The 19,888-nt window shown below is 68.7% G+C and carries 11 protein-coding genes; 7 read left to right on the forward strand and 4 right to left on the reverse strand.

Going from position 1 to position 19,888, the window contains the following annotated elements; genetic code table 11:
* Positions 1 to 12 precede the first annotated feature (12 nt).
* A complete protein-coding gene (locus tag ACXJLH_RS03160) occupies positions 13 to 3,063 on the forward strand; it encodes a P-loop NTPase fold protein (protein ID WP_457442469.1) in 3,051 nt (1,016 codons plus the stop codon).
* Here the strand turns inward: ACXJLH_RS03160 and ACXJLH_RS03165 are convergent.
* Positions 3,048 to 3,665 (reverse strand): hemerythrin domain-containing protein, encoded by a 618-nt coding sequence (locus ACXJLH_RS03165; RefSeq protein ID WP_457442470.1) that lies wholly within the window; start codon positions 3,663 to 3,665, stop codon positions 3,048 to 3,050. The two genes, ACXJLH_RS03160 and ACXJLH_RS03165, sit on opposite strands and share 16 nt — an antisense overlap.
* Positions 3,666 to 3,777: 112 nt before the next feature.
* Between ACXJLH_RS03165 and tkt the strand changes: the two genes are divergently transcribed.
* The 5 genes from tkt (at position 3,778) to ACXJLH_RS03190 (ending at position 15,169) form a co-directional block, all read left to right on the forward strand.
* Complete coding sequence (gene tkt / locus ACXJLH_RS03170; RefSeq protein WP_457442471.1) at positions 3,778 to 5,805, forward strand: transketolase; 2,028 nt, start codon at positions 3,778 to 3,780, stop codon at positions 5,803 to 5,805.
* Positions 5,806 to 6,048: 243 nt separating this feature from the next.
* Positions 6,049 to 10,572 (forward strand): response regulator, encoded by a 4,524-nt coding sequence (locus ACXJLH_RS03175; protein ID WP_457442472.1) that lies wholly within the window; start codon positions 6,049 to 6,051, stop codon positions 10,570 to 10,572.
* 301 nt (positions 10,573 to 10,873) lie between these two features.
* On the forward strand, positions 10,874 to 11,884 hold the full coding sequence (locus tag ACXJLH_RS03180) for a hypothetical protein (RefSeq protein WP_457442473.1): 1,011 nt from the start codon (positions 10,874 to 10,876) through the stop codon (positions 11,882 to 11,884).
* Positions 11,885 to 11,954: 70 nt separating this feature from the next.
* On the forward strand, positions 11,955 to 12,953 hold the full coding sequence (gap, locus tag ACXJLH_RS03185; protein ID WP_457442474.1) for a type I glyceraldehyde-3-phosphate dehydrogenase: 999 nt from the start codon (positions 11,955 to 11,957) through the stop codon (positions 12,951 to 12,953).
* A gap of 170 nt (positions 12,954 to 13,123) precedes the next feature.
* Positions 13,124 to 15,169: a S8 family peptidase gene (locus ACXJLH_RS03190; RefSeq protein ID WP_457442475.1), complete on the forward strand. Its 2,046-nt coding sequence runs from the start codon at positions 13,124 to 13,126 to the stop codon at positions 15,167 to 15,169.
* On the opposite strand, the gene ACXJLH_RS03195 is transcribed toward ACXJLH_RS03190, so the two are convergent.
* From ACXJLH_RS03195 to ACXJLH_RS03205, 3 genes are read right to left on the reverse strand one after another with little or no spacing between them, the layout of a single operon-like run.
* Complete coding sequence (locus ACXJLH_RS03195; RefSeq protein ID WP_056199777.1) at positions 15,152 to 15,823, reverse strand: hypothetical protein; 672 nt, start codon at positions 15,821 to 15,823, stop codon at positions 15,152 to 15,154. The two genes, ACXJLH_RS03190 and ACXJLH_RS03195, sit on opposite strands and share 18 nt — an antisense overlap.
* On the reverse strand, positions 15,823 to 16,554 hold the full coding sequence (locus ACXJLH_RS03200; RefSeq protein ID WP_457442476.1) for a biotin--[acetyl-CoA-carboxylase] ligase: 732 nt from the start codon (positions 16,552 to 16,554) through the stop codon (positions 15,823 to 15,825). The genes ACXJLH_RS03195 and ACXJLH_RS03200 overlap by 1 nt, the downstream gene beginning before the upstream one ends.
* 4 nt (positions 16,555 to 16,558) lie before the next feature.
* The gene (locus tag ACXJLH_RS03205) at positions 16,559 to 17,047 is read right to left on the reverse strand and encodes an SET domain-containing protein (protein WP_056199773.1); all 489 of its coding nucleotides are present in this window, start codon (positions 17,045 to 17,047) and stop codon (positions 16,559 to 16,561) included.
* 233 nt (positions 17,048 to 17,280) lie between these two features.
* Between ACXJLH_RS03205 and ACXJLH_RS03210 the strand changes: the two genes are divergently transcribed.
* Positions 17,281 to 19,872 (forward strand): DNA topoisomerase III, encoded by a 2,592-nt coding sequence (locus ACXJLH_RS03210; protein ID WP_457442477.1) that lies wholly within the window; start codon positions 17,281 to 17,283, stop codon positions 19,870 to 19,872.
* Positions 19,873 to 19,888: the final 16 nt, after the last annotated feature.

Raw genomic sequence — 19,888 nt, forward strand, 5'->3', positions numbered from 1 at the left:
CGAAACGACGCCATGCAGCCCGCCGCCCCGCTTTCTTTCGGGCACGCAGCTCTGGCCCGGCGCCTCGTGAGCGAGCTGGAGGCCAGCCTCAGGCCCGGCGCTGGCAGCAGCACCGAGCCGGCGCTGGTCATCGGTGTCTTCGGCGAATGGGGTGCGGGCAAGAGCCGGCTGCTGCAGACGGTGGCTGCCGCGCTCGATCCTGGCGATGGCAAGCAAGTCCTCAATGTCGTCGTGTCCTTCAACGCCTGGCGCTATGAGCGGGAGGAGCACTTGCTGGTGCCCTTGCTGCGCGTGGCTCAGCAATGCCTGCGCAAGGCCTTGGACGAAAGCGTCGACGAACGCATTCGCCGCAATGAGAAGCTGTCCGACCGGGTGTTGCTGCTCGGCGAGCTGGCGCAAACCGTCTATCAGCACGGCGGCCGTGAACTGCTGCAGACGGCGCTGACCACTCAGGGCGTGGCACTCAAGCTGCCGGAACTGAAGACCGAAGCAGGCCAGGCCAAGCCTTCTGTGTGGCGGCGGTGGTCAGAGCACGGCAAGGCGCTGAAGCGCGCCCGCCGCCTGGAGTTGCCGGGCGATCAACTGCACAGCCTCTACTACGACTTTCTCGAGCACCTCAAGGCGGTGACCGGTCGCAATCCGAGTGCCTTGGCCCTGCACCGTGAACGTCTGAAATACGGTGGCGTCGGCTGGTGGCCTCGCACGCAATATTGGTTCAGCACGAAGTGGGCTTGGCTGATGACCGGCGAGTCACCGCCGCAAGAGGCGGACTTCCGGCTCAACCTCGTCTTCCTCGTCGACGACCTCGACCGCTGCCTGCCCGACAAGGCCGTCGAGGTCCTGGAGGCGATCAAGCTCTTCCTGGAGGTGGAGGGCTGCGCCTTCGTGCTGGCGCTGGACGAGGAGGTCATCGAGCGCGGCATTGCGCACCGCTACCGCGACTACGCGCTGCAGGGCAAGGAGGGCATGACGCCCATCACCGGTGCGGAGTACCTGGAGAAGCTCGTGCACCTGCCGGTGCGGCTGCCGCGGCCCACCGGCGCGGCGGCGCGCGACTTCCTGGCCGACAAGTGGCCGGCCTGGTTCGCCGACGCGTCCGCGCAGGCCAACGACCTCGCCACGCTGGTGGCTGCCATCACGCCCGGCGTGCCACGCAAGCTGCACCGCATGACCTCGCTGCTGGCCCTGGCCGAGTCTCTGGGTGCCGGCGACGCGAAGACGCCGCGCAAGCGGGAATGGCTGGCCATCATCTGCGCGCTGCAGTTGTTTGCGCCGGCCTTGTACCGCTATCTGCGCCTGCACGGCGCCAGGCTGCTGATCACGCTGGCCGATTGGCGCACTGATGCGCTGTTCCGCGATGTGACGGGCCTGCGCAAGGCCTTGCAGTTGCAGGTGCTGGGTGTCGATTCACCGGCCCAGCTGCAATACCGCCTCGTACTGCTGCGCCTGCCCGACCTGTGCGAAGCGGCCATGCACAACCGCTCGGGCTTTGACCTGCTGGAGTTGCTGGCGCGTGTCGGCGAGCTGCACGAGAAGGCGGCGTTGACCGGGGCGCAGCTGGGCGCGCTGATGGTGTTCACGGAGGTGGAAGGCACGGAGACCGCGGCCGGCGCGCCCGCCGTGATGCCGGTCGCGCCGGATGCCACGACGCCCAAGCCGCCGGACGCCGCGGTGCCGGCGGTGATGGTGGAGATGCCGGCCGCTACCGCGCCGGTCGCTCCACCGGCCGTGGCGGTCGCGATGCCGGAGCCGGTCGAGCCGCAGGCCGGCGGCACCGAGAGCGACGAGCCGGTCGCGTTGGCGAACGCGCCCCAGGAGGCGCGCCTGGAGAACGAGCGCGCTCTGGTGGAGGCGGTCAACTCGGGCGAGCTGGAGCTGGTGCGCGTGGCGTTGTCGCGCGAGGGCGCGGCACTGCGGGACCGCGTGCTGCCGGCGTCGCTGTGGAGCCTGCTGAGCAGCGGCCGGCTGATGGATCAGCTGCGCGCCTGGGTCGACCGCGGTGCGCCCGCGGATGCCACGCAGTTCCTGCTGCAGGAGCTGCGGCCCCATCTGTCGCAGGCGGCAGCCCTGGACCTGCTCCGGCAGTTCGGGACGCCGGTACTCAAGGTGCTGAAGCGCCCGGACTGGGCCGCCGAGGTGCGCGCGGAGGACGGCACCGCGACGCTGCTGACACCGCCGCTGCGCCGCGGTGAGGCGATCTGGCTGCCGACCGGGCCGCCCGATGCGGCGGCGACCTGGGCGATTCCGAGAGGGTGGGTCTGCCCGGAGCAGTACGGTGCCAGCCAGGCGCGTGAGGCCCGCGTCGTGCTGGGGTCGGATGCAGCTCACGGTGTTTATGCCCGGCTGCGCATGGCGCCGCTGGAGGGGTATGACAAGGCGCTGCAGCATCTGCGGTGGGTGCCGGCCGGCAAGTTCGCCATGGGTTCGCCCAACGGCCCGGAGGAGGAGGGTGAGCTGCGCACGGTGACCCTCAGCCGCGGCTTCTGGATTGCCGACACCACTTGTTCCTGGGCGTTCTGGCGGCGTTTGGGCGGGCGCAGCGTACGCAGCGATGACGGCAGCTTCCCCGTCGTCGGCGTTACTGCGGCCGAGGTGGAGGAGGTGCTGGCGCGCCTGGCCCGTGGCCTGCCTGATTGCGAGATCCAGTTGCCCAGCGAGGCCGAGTGGGAGGCGGCCTGCCGCGCCGGCACGCGCACGGCCTATGCCTTCAGCGACCAGCCGGGCCAGCAGAGGGTGCATGCCGAGGCCGACGCGCCACTCCCGGTCGCCGCGGGCGCCGCCAATTTCTGGGGACTGCGCCAGATGCACGGCAACGTCGCGGAGCTTTGCCGCGACCTGCTGGCGCCGGAACAGCGCAGCGCCGAAGCCGCCTGGGTCGATCCCGAAGGGCGGCCGGGCGCCGAAACCGGCTGGCACGCGCTGCGCGGCGGGTCTTTCCGCAGCCGCGTCGAGCAGACCCGCTCGGCCGCCGTCGACCGTATCGCCCGCGATCAGCGCCGCGACGACGTGGGCTTTCGCTTCATCCTGCGGGCCCAGGCCGCCGCGGATCAGCCACCTGCCTGACCCAGCGCCGGTCCCCAGCCCAGGGGCGCCGGCAGCGCGGCCAGGATGCGCTGGCGCAGCGGCGCGTAAGCCTCGTCCACCGGCTGGCCCGGGCGCGGGGCCAGCGGGTCCTGGTGGCTGCTGAAGGCTTCGTCCAGGTCGGCCCAGTCCGCTGCGCTCAGGAGCCGTGCCGCGCGCGGCAGGATCTCGGTCTCCTCGCGCCGCATGTGGCGCAGGTACCGGGCGGTGTAGACCTTGAGCTGCTGCTCGAACTTCATGCGCCGCGGCTCGCCCATGTGCTCCCAGGCGAGCAGGCTGTGCTGCAGCTCGCGCACCGCGCGTTCGCCCTGGGCATGGTCGGCGTCGAGTTCGTCCAGCGTCTCGCGCAGTTCGGGCGCCAGCGCGCGCAGCTTGGGGAACAGCAGCTCGCTTTCTTTTTGGTGATGCAAGCGTTCTGGAAATTCGTCGACATAGAACAGCATCGCCCGCAGCGCACCGAAGTCGCAGGGCGTGCCGGCGCGCTGCTGGGCTTCGAGCAGCAGGGGCAAGGTGCGCAGCATCGCGGCCAGGGCGTCGTGCTCGGCGCGGATGATGCGCACGGCCAGGGGCATGGGCGTGGTCATGCGCCAAGCGTCGCGCTTTGCCACTTGCCGGGCATTGCGCTGGATCAAGTCCGGCGAGGGACCCCCGTAAAATCCCTGGTTTTGCCTCTTCCAGCCCAAGAAAGCCCCGGCCATGACTGCATCGACCGCTTCCCCCACCCTCATGGCCAACGCGATCCGCGCCCTCGCGATGGACGCGGTGCAGGCGGCCAACTCCGGCCACCCGGGCGCACCCATGGGCATGGCCGACATCGCCGTCGCGCTGTGGGGCCACCATCTGCAGCACAACCCGGCCAATCCGCACTGGGCCAACCGCGACCGCTTCGTGCTGTCCAACGGCCACGGCTCGATGCTGATCTACGCGCTGCTGCACCTGACGGGCTATGACCTGCCCATCGACGAGCTGCGCAACTTCCGCCAGATGCACAGCAAGACGCCGGGCCACCCCGAAGTGGGCATCACCCCGGGCATCGAGACGACCACCGGCCCGCTCGGCCAGGGCGTGACCAACGCCGTGGGCCTGGCCCTGGCCGAGAAGCTGCTGGCGCGCGATTTCAACCGCGAAGGTCACGAGATCGTCGACCACCACACCTACGCCTTCCTGGGCGACGGCTGCCTGATGGAAGGCATCAGCCACGAGGCCGCGTCGCTGGCCGGCGCCTGGAAGCTGAACAAGCTGATCGCCATCTACGACGACAACGGCATCTCCATCGACGGCCAGGTTGCGCCCTGGTTCGCCGACGACACCGCCAAGCGCTTCCAGGCCTATGGCTGGCACGTCATCGGCCCGGTGGACGGCCATGACGTCGACGCCCTGGACGACGCCATCGGCAAGGCCAAGGAGAGCCAGGACAAGCCCACGCTGATCATCGCCAAGACGGCCATCGGCAAGGGCTCGCCCAACCGTGCCAACACCAGCAAGGCCCACGGCGAACCGCTCGGCGCCGAAGAGATCAAGCTGACCCGCGCGGCCCTCGCCTGGGAGCACGAGCCCTTCGCCGTGCCGGCCGAGGTCTATGCCGCCTGGGATGCCAAGGAACGCGGCGACAAGGTTGAGGCCGAGTGGGACAGCCGCTTCGACGCCTATGCCGAAGCCCACCCCGAACTGGCCGCCGAGTTCCAGCGCCGCATGGCCGGCGTGCTGCCCGCCAACTTCGCGCAGATCGCCGTCGACGCCGTCGTCAAGGCCCATGCCGAAGCGCAGACCGTCGCCAGCCGCAAGGCCAGCCAATTGGCGCTGGAAGCCTTCACGCTCGCGCTGCCCGAGCTGCTCGGCGGCAGCGCCGACCTGACCGGCTCCAACCTGACCAACACCAGCAGCACGCCGGCCCTGCGCATCGCCGCCGACGGCACGCCCAACAACGGCCGCCACATCAACTACGGCGTGCGCGAGTTCGGCATGGCCGCCATCATGAACGGCGTCGCGCTGCACGGCGGCTTCATCCCTTACGGCGGCACCTTCCTGACCTTCAGCGACTACAGCCGCAACGCCATCCGCATGGCCGCACTGATGAAGGCCCGCGTCATCCACGTGATGACGCACGACTCCATCGGCCTGGGCGAAGACGGCCCGACCCACCAGTCCATCGAGCATGTCGCCTCGCTGCGCCTGATCCCGGGCCTGGACGTCTGGCGCCCGGCCGACACGACCGAGACCGTCGTCGCCTGGACCATGGCCATCGGCAACGCCCAGCGCCCGAGCCTGCTGGCCCTGTCGCGCCAGAACCTGGCCTACTCGCCCAAGACCAATGTCGACGAGATCGCCAAGGGCGCCTATGTGCTGTTCGACCCCGTGAGCGCCAAGGGCAACAGCAAGGCCGAGGCCGTCATCATCGCCACGGGCTCCGAGGTGCAGCTGGCCATGGCCGCCAAGGCGCTGCTGGCCGACGAGGGCATCAAGGTGCGCGTGGTTTCCATGCCGTCGACCAGCGTTTTCGACCGCCAGGACAAGGACTACAAGAAGAGCGTGCTGCCCAAGGGCCTGCCGCGCGTGGCCGTCGAGATGGGCGTCAGCGACTTCTGGTGGAAGTACGGTGTCGACGCGGTTGTCGGCATTGACACCTTCGGCGAGTCCGCCCCGGCCGGCGTGCTGTTCAAGCACTTCGGCTTCACGCCCGAGAACGTCGCGGCGACCGTCAAGGCGGTGCTGAAGAAGAAGTGATGCCGTCGCGCCCCGGGCCATGTGCGGTCAGGGGGTGGCGATGGACATCAGGGGCTCGGGGGCGCCGCCGCGGGCCTGCCCGGCGCAGCGGGTGAATGCCGATAGCCGGGGTTCCCGGACAGACATCCAATGGCCCTTGATTCCGGGGGCTCTGGAGGGCTGGCGTTGGCGACTGGCGATTTGTTTCGTGCGCGTTCGAGGGGCTGGCGCGCCATCAGCGCACGGCTATGCAATTTCGTCGCGTTGTTCACCGCGCTTGCTGCGCTCGCCACCTGCAGGGCCGCCTGCGCTCAGGACATCCGCGTCGTCGACGTACCGCTCGTCGCCGGCGCGCCAATGCCGTTCTACCCGCTGCCGTCGCCCCTTGCGTCCGTGGCGGTCCAGCGGATGGTGCAGGACGAGTTCGGCTTCCTGTGGCTGAGCGCCGAGGACGGGTTGCGGCGCTACGACGGCTACGACTTCATGAAGGTCCCGGCGGACCAGCGCGCGAGCAGCGTCGGCTTCATCATTGGCCAGTCGCTGTTCAAGGACCACGCGGGCCGGCTGTGGATCGGGGCCGACGATTCGCTCAGCCGCTACGACCCTGCGACCGGCAGCTTCAAACAGTACCGGTCACCCAACGAAGCCTGCGGCACCGTGGCGATCACCCACGACATCAGCGAGGACCCGGACGGCCTGATCTGGCTCGCGACGGACGACGGCGTGACGGCCCTGGACCCGGTCACGTCGAAGACGACCTGCCATCGGCCGCGCCACACGCCCGGGCTCGGCGAGACGCGCGTCATCGCCACGCTGGCGCTGCGCGACGGCACGCTCTGGGTCACGAGCTCCGAGGGGCTCTACGTGCTGGACCGGCGCTCGGGCGAGGTCAGGCGACACATCAGGCTGCAGAACGGCTCCGGGCGCAAGTTGGTCGCCACGGGCTACCCATCCAAGCCGTTCCTGGATAGCCGGGGCATGCTGTGGTTTGGCCTGTCTTCCGGCGGGGATCTTGCCTCGGTCGATGTGGCCAGCGGCGAAGTCACCGTCTATGTGTTCCGGGGCGGCGGGCTGGCGCCGAACGCCTCTTCCGGCGTCCTGTCGATCCAGGAGGACGACGACCACGCACTCTGGCTCGGCACCAGCAAGCTGGGCCTCGTGAAGCTGACGCCGGACCGCACTCAGGCGCTCTGGTACCAGAGCGACCCCGACGACCCCGACGGCTTGCGCGGCGACCTCGTCGTTGGCCTGTTCCGGGACCGCGACGGGAGCTTCTGGTCGACGACGAGGGCGGGGGCCGTCTACCGCTTCGACACCGAGCGTCCGCGTTTCCGGTCCTACCGCCACCAGCAGGCGGACCCGCGCAGCCTCGGCAAGGGCCCGGTGACCGCCGCCTACGCCGAGAACGACCAGACGCTGTGGATCGGCACGGACCGCGGCCTGAACCGCGTCGACCGCGCGACCGATCAGGCGACGCAGATCGACCTGCCGGTGTTCGCGCGGGGCGTCCGGGCGATTGCGGATCACGCGGGCGACCTCTGGTTGGGCACGTATGGCAACGGCCTGATCCGCTTTGATCGCCGCACGCAGCGCTACACGGCGTACACCCACGTCGCATCGGACCCGCGCTCGCTGAACCACGACCGCATCACGGCACTGTGGGTTGATCGCGGCAACACCTTGTGGGTCGCCACGGACTTCGGCCTGAGCCGCTGGGAGCCGGCGACTGAAAAGTTCTCGACCTTCAGCCCGCAGCCTGGCACCCTGGTCCAGTACCGCTCGATCGCGGAGGACGCCAGCGGCGTGCTGTGGCTGGCGACGTCATCTCACGGCGTGCACCGTTTTGACCCCCGCACGAGCACCTTCAAGGTCTTCGATGCGGAACTCCGCGCCGCGCGTCCGCCGGGCCATCAACGCGTCAATGCGGTCCACGTCGACCGCGCCGGGACGGTGTGGGCCGGGACCTTCCGCGGGCTGGTCAAGCTCGATCCCCGCGACGGCACGTTCACCTCGTACGACTCGCGCGCCGGCCTTCCCGCGGACAGCGTGTTCGGCATCCTGGAAGACGACGATGGACAGCTGTGGGTCAGCACGCCAAACGGGCTGTCGCGCTTTGACCCACGCACCGGGACCTTCACGAACTACCGCGCGTCCGACGGCCTGCTGACCGACCGGTTCGCGAACCCCGTGGTGGCCGCGAGGAGTTCGAGCGGGGAGCTGTTCTTCGGCTCGCAGAAGGGGCTGGTGGCGTTCATCCCCGGCCAGGTCGTCGACCGCAAGCGCACGCTGCCGGTGTTCCTGACCGACTTCCGCCTGTTCGGCGAGTCGGTGCTGCCAGGCAGCACGCCGCTGCAGCAGCCGATCTGGTCTGCTTCTGCGCTGGCTCTGGAACCGCGCAGCATCGCGTCCTTCGACTTCGCCGCCTTGAACTATGTCGACCCGGCGCACACCCGCTACCGGTACCGGCTCGAAGGGTTCGAGACGAAGTGGAACGACACGGACAGCGCGCGGCGCAACGCGACGTACACGATGCTGCCGCCGGGCGACTACACCTTCCTCGTCCAGGCGCGCGGCACCCGCGGAGACTGGAGCGAGAGCGCGGTGCCGCTCAAGATCCATGTTCCGCCGCCGTGGTATGCCACCTGGTACTTCCGCGCCGCGGTCGCCGTGCTGCTGCTGACGGCGCTGTGGTTGGCCTACCGCCTGCGCATGCGCCAGTTGCACCGCCATTTCGAGATCGCGCTCCAGGCGCGGCTCGACGAGCGCACCCGCGTCGCGCGCGAGGTGGCCGAAGGGCTGGAGCAGCGCGTGCGCGAGCGCACCGAAGAGCTGGCCAGCGCCCAGCACGCCGCCGAGGCCTCCACGCGGGCCAAGAGCGAGTTCCTGGCCAACATGAGCCACGAGATCCGCACGCCGATGAACGCCATCCTCGGCATGTCCTACCTGGCGCTGCAGACCGGCCTGGACGCGCGCCAGCGCAACTACGTCGACAAGGTGCACCGTGCCGCCGAGTCGCTGCTCGGGATCATCAACGACATCCTCGACTTCTCGAAGATCGAAGCCGGCCGGCTGGAGATCGAGGAGATCCCCTTCCAGCTCGGCGACGTGCTGGACCAGCTCGCCACGCTGGTGGGCATGCGCGCCGAGGAAAAGGGGCTGGAGCTGCTGTTCGCGCTGTCGCCCACGCTGCCAACCGCGCTCGTCGGCGACCCCTCGCGGCTGGGCCAGATCCTGCTGAACCTGAGCAACAACGCGGTCAAGTTCACCGAGCAGGGCGAGGTCACGGTGGCGGTGGCCGAGACGGCGCGCGAAGGCCAGCGCGTGACGCTGCGCTTCGAGGTGCGCGACAGCGGCATCGGCCTCGCGCCCGAGGCCGTCGCGCGCCTGTTCCAGCCCTTCACGCAGGCCGATGCATCGACCAGCCGGCGCTACGGCGGCACGGGGCTCGGCCTGGCGATCTGCCGCCATCTGGTGGAGCGCATGGGCGGCGAGATCGGGTTGGACAGCGAGCCCGGGCGCGGCAGCTGCTTCCACTTCAGCCTGCCCCTGGGCCTGCAGCCCGGGGCGGCGCCAGCGCCGCAGGACAACGAACTGCACGGCATGCGCATGCTGGTCGTCGACGACCACCCGGCGGCGCGCGAGCTGCTGCACACGCTGGCGACGGCCTTCGGCCTGGAGGCCGAGACGGCGGCCGATGGCGTTGCGGCACTGCAGGCCGTGGCGCAGGCCGACGCCGAGGACCGGCCGTTCAGGCTGTTGCTGCTGGACTGGCACATGCCGGTCCTGGACGGCATCGGCTGCCTGGAACGGCTGGGGCAGGCCGCCGGCAGGCACGCTCCGCCGACGGTGCTGATGGTGACTGCCTTCAACCGCGACGAGGCCGAACGCCAGCTCACCGCACGCGGGCTGCTGGTGGCAGGGCTGCTGGCCAAGCCGGTCACGCCCTCGGGCCTGCTGGACGCCTGCGCCAATGCGCTGGGCCGTCCGCGTGCCGGGCTCAGCCGCAACGTGCAGCGCCACGAACTGCTGCAGGCGCGCCAGGCCGGGCTGGCCGGCGCGCGCGTCCTGTTGGTCGAGGACAACCCCATCAACCAGGAACTCGCGCGTGACCTGCTGAATCGCGCCGGCATCGTCGTGCACATCGCCGGCGACGGCCAGGAGGCGCTGGCGATCCTCGCGCGCGAGCGCTTCGAGGCCGTGCTGATGGACTGCCAGATGCCGGTGATGGACGGCTACGAGGCGACGCGCGAACTGCGCCGCCGCCCCGAACTGCAGGACCTGCCGGTGATCGCGATGACGGCCAACGCGATGGCCGGCGACCGCCAGAAGGCGCTGGAGGCGGGCATGAACGACCATGTGCCCAAGCCCATCCGCGTTGACGAGCTGTTCGCCACGCTGGCGCGCTGGGTGCGTCCGGCGCTGCCCGCGCCCGCGCCGCAGGCGCCGCCCGCGGCCCTGGACATGGGCGCCGGCCTGGCCGCGCTGATGGGTGACGAGGCGCTGTATCGGCGCTTGCTGGCGCTGTTCCGCGAGCGTGAGAGCGACATCGTCGTGCGCTTGCGGGCCGCCCGTGAGCGCGGTGATGGCAAGGCCGCCCTGCGCTGCGCGCACGACCTGAAGAGCGTCGCGGGCAGCCTGGGCATGCCCGCCCTCCAGCGTGCCGCCACCACGCTGGAGGAAGCCTGCAGCCAGGGCGTCGAAGCGGTGGGCCTGGAGCCGCTGCTGCAGGCGGTGGAGCGCGAGCTCTCGGCCGTGCTGGCCAGTTTGCAGGAGAAGGGCTTGACCTGAAGTCAGCGATTTCTGGTGGTAATACGGTGTCGACGCCGTCGTTGGTATCGACACCTTCGACGAGACCGCGCCGGCCGGTGTGCTGTTCAAGCACTTTGGCTGCACGCCGAAGAACGTGGCCGCGACCGTCAAGGCGGTGCTGAAGAAGAAATGATGCGCTTACCGCGCCGCATGACGCCAGGGCCGCATTCGCGGTCCTGTTGCTTTGCGGCGGCGTCCCAGAAGCGGGTGACTGCCCGCGTGCCTCGTCGACCGCCTGCGCTACAAACCCGCCTGCATCCTGAAGATCAGGGAGGATCTGATGCGCCCATTTTTCGTCGCCCTCGTCACCGGCTGGGCCGCCTGCGCTGCACAAGCGCAGACGGAGGTGCGTACGCCGTCGCCAGCGCAATCGCTGGCCTGCCTCGTCAAGCCCGTCAAACCTCCGCGCTTTCCCCAGCAGGACAAGCTGGACCGCGGTTTTGGCGCCATGCGGGTGCTGCTCAAGTTCAACAAGCCGGATGCGGCTCCCGAGGTCGAGGTGCTGTTCAACTCGGCTCGGCAGGACATGCAGGACGAGGCGCACCGTTATCTCGAGCGCTTGCGCCTGCCTTGCCTGACGCCGACGGATGGCGTCGTCAGTGCGGTGCAGGAGTTCAGCTTTGCCAATACCGACCGCGACGCCACGCCGCTGCCGCCAGATCGAGCCGCCGGCGAACCGCCGTTCTGCCTCGTGATGCCACGCCATGACATGGACGGTTTCAGGGGCCTGGGCCGGCTGGAGGTCGAGCATGTCGTCATTGCGGCCACCTTTACCGGCGATGGTCGCCAGCCGCCCGAAGTCAAGATCTTGCATTCCACCGGGTCCAGCCGGTTCGAGGCTGCGGTACGAAAGCGCCTGGCCGACTACCGCATGCCTTGCCGCAGCGGTAGCGAGGGGCCGCAATCCTTCCAGCAACAGTTCACGATGTTCCCCACCGATCAGTCCCGCTACGGATTCAAGCGCGAAGCCTTCGGGCTGGCCGAGTTTCTCGGCATGACCCGCGAGCCGACCAAGCTCAGCGCGTTCTACGACTTCAAGACAATGGGTTGCCCGTTCAAGGTGGACTACACGATCTACGGTGGCGCCGTGCCCAACGAGGCCACCGTCGGCAAGCCGGCGGACCCCAACAAGCTACCTTTCCTCACCTGGCTGGCCGGCTTGCACCTCGCGTTCAAGAATGAACAGCAGGCCCGGGACTTGTTCGGTAGCCAGCTGCAGATCGACGTGCCCTGCGGCACGCTGAATCTGCGCGGCGATGCGCCAAGCGCCGGCGGGCTGAAATCGCCCTGAAACCACCCCGTACCGCGAATCGCCGAGAATCGCGCCCGCACCGAATTTTTCATCCTCTGGAGACAGTTCCATGACCATCAAGATCGGCATCAATGGCTTCGGCCGCATCGGGCGCATGGTGTTCCGTGCCGCCGTGGCGAATTTCAAGGACATCGAGGTCGTCGCGATCAACGACCTGCTCGAGCCCGACTACCTGGCCTACATGCTCAAGTACGACAGCGTGCACGGCAAGTTCGACGGTGAAGTGGCCGTGGACGGCAACACCCTGATCGTCAACGGCAAGCGCATCCGCCTGACCGCGGTCAAGGACCCGTCCGAGCTGAAGTGGGCCGAGGCCGGTGCCGACATCGTCATTGAAGCCACCGGCATCTTCCTGGACAAGGCCGGCGGCGAGAAGCACCTGGCCGCTGGCGCCAAGAAGGTCATCTTCTCGGCCCCCTCCAAGGACGAGACGCCGATGTTCGTCTTCGGTGTCAACCACACCAAGTACGCCGGCGAAGCCATCATCTCCAACGCGTCGTGCACCACCAACTGCCTGGCCCCGCTGGCCAAGGTGCTGAACGACAAGTGGGGCATCAAGCGCGGCCTGATGACCACCGTGCACGCCACCACCGCGACGCAGAAGACCGTCGACGGCCCGAGCAACAAGGACTGGCGCGGCGGCCGCGGCATCCTCGAGAACATCATCCCGAGCAGCACTGGCGCCGCCAAGGCCGTCGGCAAGGTCATCCCCGAGCTGAACAAGAAGCTGACCGGCATGAGCTTTCGCGTGCCCACCAGCGACGTGTCGGTCGTCGACCTGACCGTCGAGCTGCTGAAGGACGCCAGCTACGAAGAGATCTGCGCCGAATTCAAGGCGCAAAGCGAAGGCGCGCTCAAGGGCGTGCTGGGCTACACCGAGGACAAGGTCGTTGCGACCGACTTCCGCGGTGACGCCCGCACCTCCATCTTCGACGCCGACGCCGGCATCGCGCTGGACAGCACCTTCGTCAAGCTGGTGTCCTGGTACGACAACGAGTGGGGCTATTCGAACAAGGTCCTCGAAATGGCCCGCGTTGTCGCCGGCTGACGAGCCGCTCGCACAGTCTGGCCGCGCTGAACGCGGGCCGGGGCTTTGATGAAGGCCAGTCGATCTCGCGATCGGCTGGCCTTTCTGCTTTCTTGCGCCCCACACTTGTTTGCGATTGCTTCACAAGGGCGCGCCTAAACTGGCCGCCCCGCCCGTTCGAGCTCGCCGTCATGAAGTCCTTGCGTCCGCTGCTGATCGCTGCCCTGACCGTGATGGCCGCGCCCGTGCTGGCTCAGACGGCAGACACCGAAGCCCGCGTCATCGTGCGCTTCAAGCCTCAGGCCGACAGCGTGCGCGCGAAGGCCCTGGCCTTGCGGGCCACCCGGGCCGAGGCGCGCGAGGTGGCGCAGACGCGCGCGACGGCCCTGGGCCTGCGCAGCGGCCAGCGGCTGGCGGCCGGCATCAGCCTGGACGAGCGCACCCATGTGGTCATCGCCAAGGGCATGACCGGTGCCGCGCTGGCAAAGAAGCTGGCCACCGATGCCGAGGTCGAACTGGTGGTCGTCGACCAACGCCGCAAGCATGCCCGCCTCCCCAACGACCCGCTGTTCGGTGGCGCGGACGTGAACCCTGAATCGACCGTCGGTGGTGTGCAGGCCCGCACCATCGACCAGTGGTATTTGAAGAAGCCCAGCGCCACGCCGGGCCAGGTTGTCTCCAGCATCAATGCGCCGGCAGCGTGGGACACCACGACCGGCACCGCCACAACGATAGTCGCCGTGCTGGACACCGGCGTGCGCCTGGATCACCCCGACCTGTCGGGTCAATTCGTTAGCGGCTACGACATGATCGGCTTCGGCAGCGCCGGCAACAGCCAGCAAGCGACGTCGATTGCCATCGCCAATGACGGTGGCGGTGCTGACAACGACCCGTCCGACCCGGGCGACTGGGTCAGCCAGACCGATATCAACGGCGGCGCCCTGGGCAGTGGCTGCGACAGCAGCGACATCGGCAACAGCTCCTGGCACGGCACCCGTGTTTCCGGCCTGATCGCCGCCAGCAGCAACAATGGCTTGGGCATGGCCGGCGTCGGCTGGGGCCTGAAGATCCTGCCCGTGCGTGTGCTGGGCAAATGCGGCGGTTATGACAGCGACATCATGGCTGGCATGAAGTGGGCTGCCGGCATTGCCGTGCCGGGCTTGCCGGCCAATGCGAACAAGGCCAAGGTGCTCAATATGAGCCTGGGCGGCAGCGGGACCTGTGGCACCACGGGCACGGGCGCTCTCTACCGTGACGTCATCAGCCAGGTCAACGCGGCCGGTGCCACCATCGTCGTCGCGGCCGGCAATTCCGAAGGCCAGGCCGTCGGCCTGCCGGGCAACTGCCCCGGCGTCATCACGGTGGCGGCGCTGCGTCATGTCGGCACCAAGGTCGGCTTCTCCAGCCTCGGTACGGAGGTGACCATCGCCGCGCCGGGCGGCAACTGCATCAACACGCTGACCAACCAAGCCTGCCTCTATCCCATGGTCAGCACGACCAACTCGGGCACGACGACGCCAGTGGCGGGCGCAGACACCTACACCGGCAGCGGCGCCTCGGTGGGCACGAGCTTCTCGGCACCCATCGTCAGTGGCATCGTCGGGCTGATGGCCTCCGTGCGTCCGGGTCTGACCTCGGCCGAGGCAACGCAGATCCTCAAGAGCACGGCGCGCCCCTTCCCGACAAGCGGGGGCGGCAGCGCCGCGGATGGCAACCCGCCGCAATGCAAGGCACCCAGTGCCACGGCGCAGGACGAGTGCTACTGCACGACCAGCACCTGCGGCGCCGGCATGGTGGACGCCGCTGCGGCCGTGGCCGCGACCCAGGCGCTGAACGGCACGACGGTGACCATCACGCCAAGCCCGGCGAGCGGCCTGACCGCTGGCCAGACGCTGACACTGACCGTCACGGCCACCGGCCTGCCCGGGGACCGCTCGGTCGCCTCCACGGCCTGGGTGCTGGTCGATGGCGGCGGCATCGTGACGGCCTTTGCCTCCGGCGCCAGCACGGCCGCGGCGACGATCACGCCGACGGCGGCCGGCAGCTTCACGGTGCGCGCCGACCTGACCGACAACGCCGGTGTCGTCTACAGCCAGTCGGCGACGATCAGCGTCGCGGCAGCGTCTTCGTCGAGCGGCTCGTCGGGTGGTGGCGGCGGCGGCGCAGCTAGCGCGGCCTGGCTGGCTGGTCTGTTGCTGGCGGCGTCGGCGCTGCGACGCTCAGCTGCTGGCCGCTGATGCGGCTGCGGCGGGCGCCGCACTGCAGGCCTTGAAACCGACGGCCAGGGCCGCGTCCTTGGACGCCTTGAGCCGGGCCGCGAGCAGGCCGTCGGCCTGATTGATGACCAGGCTGTGGCGAGCCAGCGGCGCCTTCAGCGTCAGCACGCGCAGGCCCTTGAGGCCGCGTTTGTCGAAGTTCTCGGCCTGGGCGTTCGCTTCGGCCTGGCTGGGGTGCTTGCTGAGCACGAAGGCCGGTTGCTCGGCGGGCAGGCCGTCCAGCGGTTCGAAGTTGATGCGCAGCTGCTTGTAGGTGGCTTCCTTGCGGGCGCGGAACTCGGGGTCGGCGAGCTTGATGGTCGCCACCACCCACACGCCCGGCTGCTCGCTGCTGCGCACCTGGGCCTCAGCACCGGCAGCCTTCAAGGCGGCCTGGGCGGCGGCGAGGGCCGCATCGCCGTCGAGCGGGCCCAGTTCCAGGCAGCTGCGCTGGGCGGCGACGGCGGCCGCACTGGCGGCCAGGGGCTGGATGCGTTCGGGATGCTGCTGGGCCTTGACGCGCTGCGGCTCGCGGCCGCCCTCGGCCGGCAGGCCCGTGACGGTGTCCAGCCAGCCTCGCGACCAGATAAGGAAGAGGGCGTTCACCGCCAGCAGTACCAGCACGACCACGCGCATCACAGCGATTTCTCCAATCTGAGACTCAGTTCGCCTCCGCTGATCGGCAGCAGGCCAGCGGCGGTTTCCAGCAGCAGTTCACCACGCTCGCTGACGCCGCGTGCGGTGCCGGCCTGCTCGCCGACGCGCACACGCTGGCCGCCGGCGAGGTCGCGGCGCGCGAATGCCGCCTGCCAGGGCGCAAAGCCCAGAGTTTCAAAATCAGCCAGCATGCCACGCAGCGCAGGAGCCAGGCGGTCCAGCGTGGCATGCGTGGTGGCGGCCGGGTCCAGCGTCTGCAGCGCCGCGTGGCCGCTGGCAAAGGCGGTGCGGTCGGCGCCTTCGGGCAAGGGCCGCAGGTTGAGGCCGATGCCGATGACGACGCCGCGCTGGTCCACCGGCAACGGCACGGTCTCGATGAGGATGCCGCCGAGCTTGGCGCCATCCAGGAAGAGGTCGTTGGGCCATTTGAGCTGGATGTGCCGGCCCGCCGGGTCCAGCGCATCGGCCACCGTGCAACCCACGGCGAGGGACAGGCCGCTCAGGTCAAGCGCGGCCGGCAGTGGCAAGGCGATGGAGAAAGTCAGCGCGGCGTCATCCCCCCCCTGTTCAGTCAGCCAGGCCCGGCCCAGGCGCCCACGACCCGCGGTCTGGCGCGAGGCCGAAACCAGCAGCGCCTTGCCGCCCTCACGCAGATGCGCCAGCGCCTCGGTGTTGGTCGAGCCGCATTCGGCGAGGTGGCGCCGTTCCATCAGGTCAGCGCCCCGACTTGCGGGTTTTGGGGGCGAGCATGGTGCCGCGGCAGGTCAGCGCGCCGCACCAGCAGGCGAACTGTTTCTTGACTTTGGCCGTGTGGCGGTCGTCCAGCACCAGGCCGTAGTCATAGAACAGCTCCTCGCCGGGCTCCAGATCGCGCAGCGCCTGGATGAAGACGCGGCCATCGACCTCGTCGGCTTCGCAGTTGGGCTCGCAGGCGTGGTTGATCCAGCGCGCGTCATTGCCGCCATACAGCGCATCGATGACGAGGCCGCCGTCGAGGTGGAAGTAGAAGGTGTGGTTGGGCTGGGCCGGGTCGTGCGGATGGCGGTCAACCGCCTGCTCCCAGGTGATGCGCTCGCCGGTGTACTCGATGATGCGCGCACCGGCGGCGATGGGAGCTGCTGCATAAACCCCCCGGCCATGCACGCCGGAATCACGGACTTCGATCTTGCGGCGCGGGGCAGGACGCGGGGATTTGGCGGTCATCGGCGCTGTGGTACGGTGATTTCATGGGTGCGCGTGTGCGTAGGCGTGCGCGCGAGGCCCGGATTGTAGGCAGCAAGAATGAGACCCCTCGTCCAAGGACTACCTTGGCCGATCCCCCGAGGGGACGGCGATACACGCGGCTTCGAGCCGCGTGCACATCGCCCGGCGGGCCGGCTTGGGAACGGCCCGGCGCTCGGCCCGGGAAGACGAACTGACAACTGATTGAAAGACCGATGAGCAAGACTCTGATCATTGCCGAGAAGCCCTCCGTCGCGCAGGACATCGTCCGCGCGCTGACACCCGTGGCTGGCAAGTTCGACAAGCACGACGACCACTTCGAGAACGAGCGGTACGTCGTCAGCTCGGCCGTCGGCCACCTGGTGGAGATCGCGGCGCCCGAGGAGTTCGACGTCAAGCGCGGCAAGTGGAGCTTCAACAACCTCCCCGTCATCCCGCCGCATTTCGACCTCAACCCGATCGACAAGAACAAGGGCCGGCTCAACGCGCTGGCCAAGCTGATCCGCCGCAAGGACGTGACGGCGCTGATCAACGCCTGCGACGCGGGCCGCGAGGGTGAGCTGATCTTCCGCCTCATCGAGCAGTACGCCCAGCCGGCCAAGGGCAAGCTCAACAAGCCCATCGAGCGGCTGTGGCTGCAGTCCATGACGCCCGCCGCCATCCGCGAGGGCTTCGAGAAGCTGCGCAGCGACGCGCAGATGCTGCCGCTGGCCGACGCCGCGCGCTGCCGCTCCGAGGCCGACTGGCTGGTGGGCATCAACGGCACGCGGGCCATGACGGCCTTCAACTCGCGCGACGGCGGCTTCTTCCTGACCACGGTGGGCCGCGTGCAGACGCCGACGCTGTCGGTCGTCGTCGAGCGCGAGGAAAAGATCCGCAAGCACGTCGCCCGCGACTACTGGGAGCTGCGCGCCAACTTCGACGCCCAGGCCGGCCAGTACGAAGGCAAGTGGTTCGACCCCGCGTGGAAGAAGAACGACGACCTGGAGCGCCGGGCCGACCGGCTCTGGACTCAAGGAGAGGCCGACGAGATCGCCAAGGCGATGCTCGGCAAGCCCGCCGTCGTCACCGAGGAAAGCAAGCCCAGCACCACGAGCTGCGGCGGCCTCTACGACCTGACGACGCTGCAGCGCGAGGCCAATTCGCGCTTCGGCTTCTCGGCCAAGACGACGCTGTCCATCGCCCAGGCGCTGTACGAGAAGCACAAGGTGCTGACCTACCCGCGGACGGACTCGCGCTTCCTGCCCGAGGACTACGTGGCCGTGGCCAAGGACACGGCCAAGATGCTGGCCACCGAGGACCTGCCCGGCCCGCTGGCCGCGCTGTCCCAGCATGCCGCCACGTCGCTGAAGGAGGGCTATATCAAGCCCACCAAGAAGGTCTTCGACAACGCCAAGGTGTCGGATCACTTCGCCATCATCCCGACGCTGCAGGCCCCCAAGGCCTTGACCGAGATCGAGGCCAAGCTCTACGACATGGTCGTCAAGCGCTTCCTGGCGGTGTTCTTCCCGCCGGCCGAGTTCCTGGTCACGACGCGTATCTCGAAAATCGACAACAAGCACCATTTCCAGACCAACGGCAAGGTGCTGGTCAAGCCGGGCTGGCTGGCCGTCTACGGCAAGGACGTGGACGATGAAGACGCCAACCTCGTGCCGGTGCAGCCGAACGAAGTCGTGCGCACCGAGAGCGTGGACGTGAAGGCGCTGCAGACCAAGCCGCCGGCGCGCTACACCGAAGCGACGCTGCTGTCCGCCATGGAAGGCGCTGGCAAGCTCATCGACGACGACGAGCTGCGCGAGGCCATGGCCGAGAAGGGCCTGGGCACGCCAGCCACGCGCGCGGCCACCATCGAAGGCCTGATCAGCGAGAAGTACATGCTGCGCGAGGGCCGCGAGCTGATCCCGACCGCCAAGGCCTTCCAGCTGATGACGCTGCTGCGCGGCCTGGACGTGGAGGACCTGACCAAGCCCGAACTGACCGGCGACTGGGAATACAAGCTGGCCGAGATGGAGAAGGGGCGCCTCAAGCGCGAGGTCTTCATGGCCGAGATCGCGACCATGACCGAGAAGATGGTCGCCAAGGCCAAGGGCTATGACCGCGACACCATCCCCGGCGACTATGCGACGCTGAAGACGCCCTGCCCCAAGTGCGGCGGCATCGTGAAAGAGAACTATCGCCGCTTCACCTGCACCGGCAAGAGCGGCACGGGTGAGGACGCCTGCGGCTTCTCCATCGGCAAAATCCCGGGTGGGCGCAGCTTCGAGTTGAACGAGGTCGAGACCTTCCTGGCGAACAAGAAGATCGGCCCGCTGGAAGGCTTCCGCTCCAAGGCGGGCTGGCCCTTCACGGCCGAGCTGGCGCTGGTGTATGACGACGAGATCCAGAACTGGAAGCTGGAATTCGACTTCGGCGAGGACGCCAAGAAGGCCGAGGGCGATGGCGAACCGGTGGACTTCTCCGGCCAGAACTCGCTCGGGGCCTGCCCCAAGTGCAAGGGCCACGTCTACGAGCACGGCGCCAACTACGTCTGTGAGCATTCGGTCGGTGCCACCGTCACCTGCGACTTCAAGACCGGCAAGGTCATCCTGACCCAGCCCATCGAGCCGGCCCAGGTGCACAAGCTGCTGGCCAACGGCAAGACCGACCTGCTGGAAAACTTCGTCTCCAACAAGACGCGCCGCAAGTTCAAGGCCTTCCTGGCCTATGACAAGAAGGAAGGCAAGGTCATCTTCGAGTTCGAGCCGCGCGCTGCCAAGGCGCCTGCTGCCAAGAAGGTGGCAGCCAAGAAGGCGGCGGCCAAGAGCTGAGCGGGCAGCAAATTCG

The sequence above is a fragment of the Roseateles sp. P5_E4 genome, assembly GCF_054049255.1.